Origin of the sequence: Allobosea sp. CER48, from assembly GCF_044752385.1 — a bacterium.
Taxonomy (GTDB): Bacteria; Pseudomonadota; Alphaproteobacteria; order Rhizobiales; family Beijerinckiaceae; genus Allobosea.
Map to the genome: position 1 here is coordinate 1 of NZ_JBIWYK010000115.1, position 7918 is coordinate 7918.

Sequence of the window (7918 nt, forward strand, 5' to 3'; positions counted from 1 at the left end):
TCCGGCGGCGCGGGCGCCTGGTATCGGCCGGATGTCGACCAGCGCCGGCTGAGGGCCCTCGCCCGCAACAATGCCTACTGGATCAAGCGCTACTTCGGCTGAGCACTCAGCCGAACGGCACGATCGGCTCGTCCTTGACCCGGTCGAGGGCGAGCGCGGTGCGGACGTTGCGCACGTTCGGCATGGCCGTGAGTTCGGCCACGAAATCCTGGAACGCCTTGAGGTCCGGCGCCACGCATTTCAGCGCGAAGTCGATATCGCCGGAGAGCGTCCAGCACTCGCGCACCGTGGCCCATTCGCGAATCCGGTGCTGGAAGGCGGCCAGATCGGCCTCGGCCTGGCTCGCCAGGTGGACGAAGGCGAAGCAGACGACCTCGTAGCCAAGCTTCCGCTCGTCGAGATCGGCATGGTAGCCGCGGATCAGCCCCGCCTCCTCCAGCGCCCGCACACGCCGCAGGCAGGGCGGCGGCGAGATGCCGACGCGGCTGGCGAGCTCGACATTGGTCATGCGCCCATCGGCCTGGAGCTCGCGCAGGATGCGCAGGTCGATATCGTCGAGTTTCGGACGCACAAAGATCCCCGGAGGCAAAGTATCCTCAAAGAAAAGCCGGGCTGGTGTAGACGGCGGCGGCAGGCGATACAAGGCGCATGCCGCAAACGCAGAGAGCCATGCACGAAAATCCGACGCCGACAGTCTGGGTCCTGACCGACGGCAAGGCCGGCGACGAGTTCCAGTGCCTCGGCGTCGCCGAACGGCTGAGCCCCGCTCCCGAAATCCGCCGCGTGAAGCCGCGAGGGCCATGGAGCTGGCTGATGCCGCGCGGCCCGATCGATCCGCGCGAGGCTCCGGACCGGCCGGGCAGTCCGCTCGCTCCACCCTTCCCCGATATCGCGATCGCCTCCGGCCGCCGCGCCGTCGCCTATCTGCGGACCCTCCGCAGGTTGTCCAACGGCGCGACCTACACCGTCTTCCTCAAGGACCCCCGCACCGGGCCGGGCACCGCCGACCTGATCTGGGTCAGTCGGCACGACCGGCTGCGCGGCGACAACGTGCTGGTCACCACCACCTCGCCTCACCGCCTGACCCCGCAGAAGCTCGCCGAGGCGCGCGCGAACCCGCCGGCCCCCATCGCCGGCCTGTCCGGGCCGCGGATCGCCGTGCTGGCCGGCGGCGACAGCCGCCACCATCGCTTCAGCCCCGCCGACATCGAGCGCTTTGCGGGCAAGCTCGAGGAACTCGCACGGTCCGGCGCCGCCCTGATGGGGTCGCCCTCCCGACGCACCTCTCCCGCCCTTGCCGACGCCATCTCGGCCGTCTTCGCTCGCCATGGCGGCTGGTGGTGGAACGGTTCGGGCGAGAACCCCTATCTCGCGCTCCTCGCCAATGCCGATGCCATCGTCGCCACCGCCGACTCCACGAACATGATCGGGGAGGCCACGGCGTCGGGGGCGCCGATCCTGGTGTTCGAGCCGCAGGGCGGCCATCCCAAGATCACGGCGCTGATCGAGGCGCTGGAGCGTGAAGGCGTTGTGCATCGCTTCTGTGGACGCCTTGAAGGCGAGGGCTACGAGCCGATAGACTCAACGCCCGTCATAGCCGATGCGATAAGGCAGGGCTGGCTGCGCCATCGAACCGCTCTCGGGCTCGGCGCAGCGTGAAGCCACAGGCTCTTGTTTCGGCGCCGCGCCGCCGTATCTGACGGGATCGAAGCTGCGGTGTCCGCCGCAGGAGAGGAATTGAGACGATGGCCCATACTCACGCCCGCGTCATGATCATCGGCTCCGGCCCTGCCGGTTACACCGCTGCCATCTACGCCGCCCGCGCCATGCTGGAGCCGGTGCTGATCTCCGGCCTGCAGGCCGGCGGCCAGCTGATGATCACCACCGATGTGGAGAACTATCCCGGCTTCGCCGACGTGATCCAGGGTCCGTGGCTGATGGAGCAGATGCGCGCCCAGGCCGAGCACATGGGGACGAAGATGGTCTCCGACCACATCGCCCGCGTCGATCTCTCGCAGCGCCCGTTCCGGCTCTGGGGCGATGGCGGCGAGACCTATTCCTGCGATGCGCTGATCATCGCCACAGGGGCCCAGGCGAAATGGCTCGGCCTGCCTTCCGAGCAAACCTTCCAGGGCTTCGGCGTCTCGGCCTGCGCCACCTGCGACGGCTTCTTCTTCCGTAACAAGGAGGTCGTGGTCGTGGGCGGCGGAAACACCGCTGTCGAGGAAGCGCTCTACCTCGCCAATCTCGCGAGCAAGGTCACGCTGGTACATCGCCGGGACCACCTGCGCGCCGAGCGCGTGATGCAGGAGCGCCTGTTCAAGCACCCGAAGATCGAGGTCGTCTGGGACAGCGCCGTCGCCGAGATCTGTGGCGGCACGCAGCCGCCCAACGTCACGCATCTGCGCCTGACCAACACCAAGACGGGAACCGCGAGCGAGCTCAAGGCGGACGGCGTCTTCATCGCCATCGGCCACAAGCCCGCGACCGAGCTTTTCGCCGATCAGGTCACCATGCGTGAATCCGGCTATATCGATGTCGAACCCGGCACGACTCGCACGAACGTCCCGGGCGTCTTCGCCGCCGGCGACGTCACCGACGAGCACTATCGCCAGGCCGTCACGGCCGCCGGCCTCGGCTGCATGGCTGCGCTGGACGCCGAGCGCTGGCTCGCCGCAAGCGAACTCGACCAGCGGGAGGCGGCTGAATAGCCGCTTTTTCCGCACTCATCACTGAAGCTGATGGGATTAGTCACCAGATTAAGTACGGATAATGGGTGTCATTTGTCACACAGACATTGACGCACAAGGTATTTATCCCCCATCATGCATAAAACGCATAGCGGGGGAAGCGCGGTGGATTGGGACCGCATCAGAATATTTTATACGGTCGCGGAGTCAGGCAGTTTTACGAAAGCTGGCGATGTTCTCGGCTTGAGTCAATCGGCCGTCAGCCGGCAGATCGGCGCGCTCGAGCGGGAGCTGCGTGCACCGCTGTTCCACCGGCACACGCGAGGCCTCATCCTCACCGAGCAGGGCGAACTGCTCTGGCGCGCTGCGCGCGAGATGACGCAGCGGCTGGAGCGCACGCGCTCGCAGCTCTCGGAGACGCGCGAGCACCCCTCCGGTGAGCTCAAGGTCACCGCCACGCGCGGCCTGGGCGGCCATTGGCTGACCCCGCGCCTCGCCGAGTTCATGGATCTGTATCCGGACATCCGGGTCGAGCTCATCCTCACCGATGAGGAACTCGACCTGTCGATGCGCGAGGCCGACATCGCAATCCGCCTGCGCCAGCCGCAGCAGCCGGACCTGATCCAGCGCAAGCTCTTCACGGTGCACTTCCACGTCTACGCTTCGCCGGCCTATGTGAAGCGCTTCGGCGAGCCGAAGAGCTATGACGACCTCGACAACCACCGGATCCTGTCCTTCGGCGGCAGCTCGCCGTCCTACCTGACTTCGGTGCACTGGCTGGGGACGATGGGGCGCGACCAGCGCAACCCGCGGCCGATCCATCTGACCGTGAACAACATCACCGCGATGAAGCGGGCGGTGGATTCGGGCGCCGGCATCGCCGTGCTGCCCGACTATCTCATCGAGACCGGCTCGCCGCTCGTGCAGCTCATGCGCGAGACCGAGATGCCGCAGCTCGAGAGCTATCTGGTTTATCCGGAAGAAATGAAGTCCGTTGCCCGCGTTCAGGTCTTCCGTGATTTCCTGATCCAGAAAGCTCAGCGCTGGACTTACTGACCTGGGGTCAGCCTTTTTCTTCCTGTGATCAGTTGAATGGGGCGCCTCTGGCGCCCTTTTTCAATTCTGGCAGTTTTGTGACCAAGACGACGCCATCCATGCGCAAATCCGCACAACCGAGAGGCAGCAAGCCGCCTAAAGAGCGAAAATGCTCGGCTGAACGACCTGAAATTGTACCTTCCGGCCAGCCAAACCTGCAATGAATGCATATTTCTCAATCATTTAGGCTCAAATTCGTACCATTTGCCACTATCGCATGCAGATAGCGCATGGCGGACCCAAACTATGCTGCATTGCAAAACGGCAGGTGATGGTCGATATTGTGCTCACGGTTGTTCGGAACGGGCTCCGCAATCTCCTCCCGGCGTTGAGTTCGTTTCAGCCGTTCCCCTCTGAGATGTTTGGCGTTTCGCCAGATGTTTCAAACTTTTAAAGCCGGCTCCCCTCGGGGACGCCGGCTCTTTTTTTGTTCAAGGTGGCTGCAGCTGCGCCTGCGGACGTCAACACTCTCCAAAAAGAAAAGGCACCGCCGAAGCGATGCCTCCTGGCCAATCCAGAGCTGTCGCCGTTCAGGCGGCCAGCTTGCCGGCGATCTTGGCGAAGTTGTCGAGGAAGCCCTGCAGGAAGCTGCGCGTGCCCTCGTTGGTGATCTCATGGTTGGCGTCGATCAGCTCTTCATTGAAGGTGATGAAGACCTGCCCGCCGACCACGACACCAGCGAGATTCGTCATGATCATGCGCAGCTCGTTCTGGGCGACGGCGGTACCGACGGCGCCACCGCTGGTGCCGGTCACGGCGACAGCCTTGCCCGCCCAGGAATTCTTGCCGTAGGGCCGCGAGGCCCAGTCGATCGCGTTCTTCAGCGCGGCGGGGATCGAACGATTGTGCTCGGGCGTGACGATCAGGATGGCATCGGCCGCTTCGATCTCGCGCTTCAGCCGCAGCGTCGGCTCGGGACGGTCGCCTTCGAGGTCCTGGTTGAACAGGGGGAGATCGTCGATCCGGACGAAGGAGGGCTCGAAAGCATCGGCGCCGAGTTTGGCCAGAGCCTCAGCCAGCTTGCGGTTGATCGAGTCGCGGCGCGTGCTGCCGACGACGACGGCGAGCTTCAACTTGGCCATGATATTCCTCGTTGGTAGGCGGAAGTGCGCGACAGTAGTCGGCCCCGCGAACCGCGTGCAAGCCGCGGTTCTGCAAGAGCGTCATTGCAGCCATTCAAGCGCCTCGCGCCTGTCGGCGCGCTTCGAACGTCAGTGCCGCGGCCGCGCTGCCAGCGGCAGTGCGTCGAACAGGCTGGGTTCTGCGCTGGTGCGCGCCTTCTCGATCGTCAGGATCCTGAGCTTGGTCTCGACGCCGCCATCCGCCGAGAAGCCACCGGTCTTGCCCCCGGCCGCGAGCACGCGATGGCAGGGCACGATGATCGGCCAGGGGTTCTGGCCGAGCGCCACGCCGACCGCTCGCGCCGCACCGGGATCGCCGATGCGCTGCGCCACCTCGCCATAGGTCAGCGTTTCGCCGGGCGGTATCGAGAGTGCGACCTCGTAGACCTTGCGGTTGAAGTCGGCGACGGTCTCCAACGCCACCGGGAGATCCGACAGGTTCCGCTTCTCGCCGTCGAACAAGGCACGGATGCCGGCCACGGCTTCGGCGACGAAGCCAGTCGCCTCCCCCTCCTGCGCGTCGGGAAAACGCCGCGCCAGTCGCCGGCGCGCCGTCTCCTCGTCACGCTCCGGCAATTGCGCGCCGATGAAGCGCTCGCTCTCCCAGATCAGTGCACAGGTGCCGATCGCGGTGTCGAACAGATGGAAATGCTGGATGGCCATCCTTCGATCTCTCGGTGCAGTTGCATGGGCCGGACCGGTCTAGCATGCGCTCTGGCAGCGAGGGCACCCGAAAGCTGGCAGCAACGCCCTCACATGAACAGGCGCTCGCCCTCCAGCCCCTTGTAGAGTCCGGCGACCTGCTCGCCATAGCCGTTGTAGATCAGCGTCGGGCGGCGATCGCGCGAACCCAGCACCTGCTCGCTCGCCTGGCTCCAGCGGGGATGCGGCACCGCCGGGTTCACATTGGCCCAGAAGCCGTATTCGGACGCCTGCAGCCCCTCCCAGAAGGTCTTGGGCCGTTCGGCGACGAAGCTGATCTTGCGGATGGATTTCACCGACTTGAAGCCGTATTTCCACGGCGTGATCAGGCGGATCGGCGCACCATGCTGCGTCGGCAGCGGCTTGCCGTAGATTCCGGTGACGAGCAGCGGCAACTCGTTCGTCGCCTCCGCGATGGTCAGCCCCTCGGTATAAGGCCAGGGATACCAGCGCTGCCCCTGCCCCGGCGCGACTCGCGGATTGAGGAAGGTCTCGAAGCGGATGTACTTCGCGCCCGAGAGCGGCTTCGCCAGCGCCACGAATGACTTGAGCGGAATGCCCGTCCACGGCACCGCCATCGCCCAGGCCTCGACGCAACGGAAACGGTAGAGCCGCTCTTCCAGCGGCAGCTTCCGCAGGAGCTCGTCGAAGTCGATCTCGAAGGGCTTCTCGACGAGCCCCTCGACCTGCACGGTCCAGGGCTTGGTCGCCAGCCGGCGCGAGGCATCGACAATGTCCTTCGACATGCCGAACTCATAGAAATTGTTGTAGTTCGCCGCGTCGTCCTCGGCCGTCAGCGGCACGTCGAGCTTGTAGGCCTCGTTGCGCCTGGCGGGATACAGATCGGGCGTCTGCGCGGCTGCAGCCTGCGGCAGGCCGGCAGCGGCGATCAGGCCTGCGCCGATCAACTGACGACGATTGAGGAACACGCCCTCCGGCGTGGCTTCCCTTTCCGGCATTTCCCAGCCGGCGCGGCGCTTGATCAGCATGACGGACACACTCCGTTTCGTTGGCCGCCGTTAGGCCACGAAAGCGGAAGCACCGCAATTCACGAGGGAGAGAGGCGCGCCGGACGCCTCTCTCGGATCTCGCATATCAGCCGCGCGCTTCGAGCGCCTTGATGATCGCGGCGCCCATCTCGCTGGTCGAGACGGCGTTGGCGCCCGGTGCGGCGATGTCCTTGGTGCGGGTGCCGGAGCCGAGCACGTCGGAAATCGCGCCCTCGAGGCGGTCCGCAGCCTCGCCCGCGCCGAACGAGTAGCGCAGCGCCATGGCGAAGGAGCCGATCATCGCGATCGGATTGGCGAGGCCCTTGCCGGCGATGTCCGGGGCCGAGCCGTGAACGGGCTCGTAGAGCGCCTTGCGCTTGCCGGTGGCCGGGTCTTCGGCGCCGAGCGAGGCGGATGGCAGCATGCCGAGCGATCCGGTCAGCATCGCCGCGACGTCGGAGAGGATATCGCCGAACAGGTTGTCGCAGACGATGACGTCGTACTGCTTCGGCCAGCGCACGAGCTGCATCGCGCAATTGTCGGCCAGCACGTGCTCGAGCTCGACATCCTTGTACTCGGCGGCGTGCAGGGCGGTGACCGTCTGCTTCCAGAGCACGCCCGTCTTCATGACGTTGTGCTTTTCGGCCGAGGAGACCTTGTTGCGGCGGGTGCGCGCCAGCTCGAAGGCGACGCGGCAGATCCGCTCGATTTCCGGCGTCGTGTAGAGCTGCGTGTCGACGCCGCGCTTGGAGCCGTCCTCCAGCGTGACGATCTCCTTCGGCTCACCGAAATAGACGCCGCCGGTGAGCTCGCGCACGATCAGGATGTCGAGGCCTTCGACGACCTCCGGCTTGAGCGAGGAGGCCGAGGCCAGGGCCGGATAGCAGATAGCCGGGCGCAGGTTGGCGAACAGGCCGAGTTCCTTGCGCAGGCGCAGCAGGCCGGCCTCCGGGCGATGCTGATAAGGCACGTCCGCCCACTTGGCGCCGCCGACCGCACCGAAGAGCACGGCGTCGGCGTCCTGGGCGAGCTTCATGTCGCCTTCGGAGATCGCGGCCTTGTGCACGTCATAGGCGGCGCCGCCGACGAGGCCCTTCTCGATCTCGAAGGAGGCGAGGCCCTGCTTGCCGAACCAGGAGACGATCTGCTCGACCTGGCCCATCACCTCGGGGCCGATGCCGTCGCCGGGGAGCAGCAGGAGCTTGTGGGTTGCCATGGTCGTTGCCTCGCCTTGTCGCGTGTTTGCGTTGGCGCGGTGATTACGGGCGCGAGGTCACCGGCGCAAGCGCCGTGACGCGGCCCTGCCCTGCGTCGGGCCGGG

Annotated in this window: 8 protein-coding genes; 3 read left to right on the forward strand and 5 right to left on the reverse strand. The window is 65.9% G+C overall.

Annotation, left to right across the window (positions count from 1 at the left end):
* Positions 1 to 106: 106 nt before the first annotated feature.
* On the reverse strand, positions 107 to 571 hold the full coding sequence (locus ACIPIA_RS06585) for an Lrp/AsnC family transcriptional regulator (RefSeq protein WP_400507832.1): 465 nt from the start codon (positions 569 to 571) through the stop codon (positions 107 to 109).
* Positions 572 to 669: 98 nt separating this feature from the next.
* Here ACIPIA_RS06585 and ACIPIA_RS06590 point away from each other — a divergent pair, with 98 nt between their 5' ends.
* From ACIPIA_RS06590 to ACIPIA_RS06600, 3 genes are all read left to right on the forward strand, one after another.
* Entirely contained in the window at positions 670 to 1659 is a 990-nt protein-coding gene (locus ACIPIA_RS06590) for a mitochondrial fission ELM1 family protein (RefSeq protein ID WP_400507834.1), read from the forward strand.
* Between the two features lie 86 nt (positions 1660 to 1745).
* Positions 1746 to 2711 (forward strand): thioredoxin-disulfide reductase, encoded by a 966-nt coding sequence (gene trxB, locus ACIPIA_RS06595; RefSeq protein ID WP_400507836.1) that lies wholly within the window; start codon positions 1746 to 1748, stop codon positions 2709 to 2711.
* A gap of 144 nt (positions 2712 to 2855) precedes the next feature.
* Positions 2856 to 3746: a LysR family transcriptional regulator gene (locus ACIPIA_RS06600; protein ID WP_400507838.1), complete on the forward strand. Its 891-nt coding sequence runs from the start codon at positions 2856 to 2858 to the stop codon at positions 3744 to 3746.
* A gap of 569 nt (positions 3747 to 4315) precedes the next feature.
* Here ACIPIA_RS06600 and ACIPIA_RS06605 read toward each other — a convergent pair.
* The 4 genes from ACIPIA_RS06605 to leuB form a co-directional block, all read right to left on the reverse strand.
* Positions 4316 to 4867: an NADPH-dependent FMN reductase gene (locus ACIPIA_RS06605; RefSeq protein ID WP_400507840.1), complete on the reverse strand. Its 552-nt coding sequence runs from the start codon at positions 4865 to 4867 to the stop codon at positions 4316 to 4318.
* 129 nt (positions 4868 to 4996) lie between these two features.
* On the reverse strand, positions 4997 to 5569 hold the full coding sequence (locus ACIPIA_RS06610; protein ID WP_400507842.1) for a methylated-DNA--[protein]-cysteine S-methyltransferase: 573 nt from the start codon (positions 5567 to 5569) through the stop codon (positions 4997 to 4999).
* An 89-nt stretch (positions 5570 to 5658) separates the two neighbouring features.
* Complete coding sequence (gene msrP / locus ACIPIA_RS06615) at positions 5659 to 6597, reverse strand: protein-methionine-sulfoxide reductase catalytic subunit MsrP (RefSeq protein WP_400507844.1); 939 nt, start codon at positions 6595 to 6597, stop codon at positions 5659 to 5661.
* Positions 6598 to 6703: 106 nt separating this feature from the next.
* Complete coding sequence (gene leuB, locus ACIPIA_RS06620) at positions 6704 to 7813, reverse strand: 3-isopropylmalate dehydrogenase (RefSeq protein ID WP_400507846.1); 1110 nt, start codon at positions 7811 to 7813, stop codon at positions 6704 to 6706.
* Between the last annotated feature and the right edge of the window lie 105 nt (positions 7814 to 7918).

What these genes read in the sequence shown, in the direction of transcription:
- ACIPIA_RS06590 (WP_400507834.1), top strand. Translation starts at nt 670, where the DNA reads ATGCACGAAAATCCGACGCCGACAGTCTGGGTCCTGACCGACGGCAAG.
- trxB (WP_400507836.1), top strand. Translation starts at nt 1,746, where the DNA reads ATGGCCCATACTCACGCCCGCGTCATGATCATCGGCTCCGGCCCTGCC.
- ACIPIA_RS06605 (WP_400507840.1), bottom strand. Translation starts at nt 4,867, where the DNA reads ATGGCCAAGTTGAAGCTCGCCGTCGTCGTCGGCAGCACGCGCCGCGAC.
- ACIPIA_RS06610 (WP_400507842.1), bottom strand. Translation starts at nt 5,569, where the DNA reads ATGGCCATCCAGCATTTCCATCTGTTCGACACCGCGATCGGCACCTGT.
- msrP (WP_400507844.1), bottom strand. Translation starts at nt 6,597, where the DNA reads ATGCTGATCAAGCGCCGCGCCGGCTGGGAAATGCCGGAAAGGGAAGCC.
- leuB (WP_400507846.1), bottom strand. Translation starts at nt 7,813, where the DNA reads ATGGCAACCCACAAGCTCCTGCTGCTCCCCGGCGACGGCATCGGCCCC.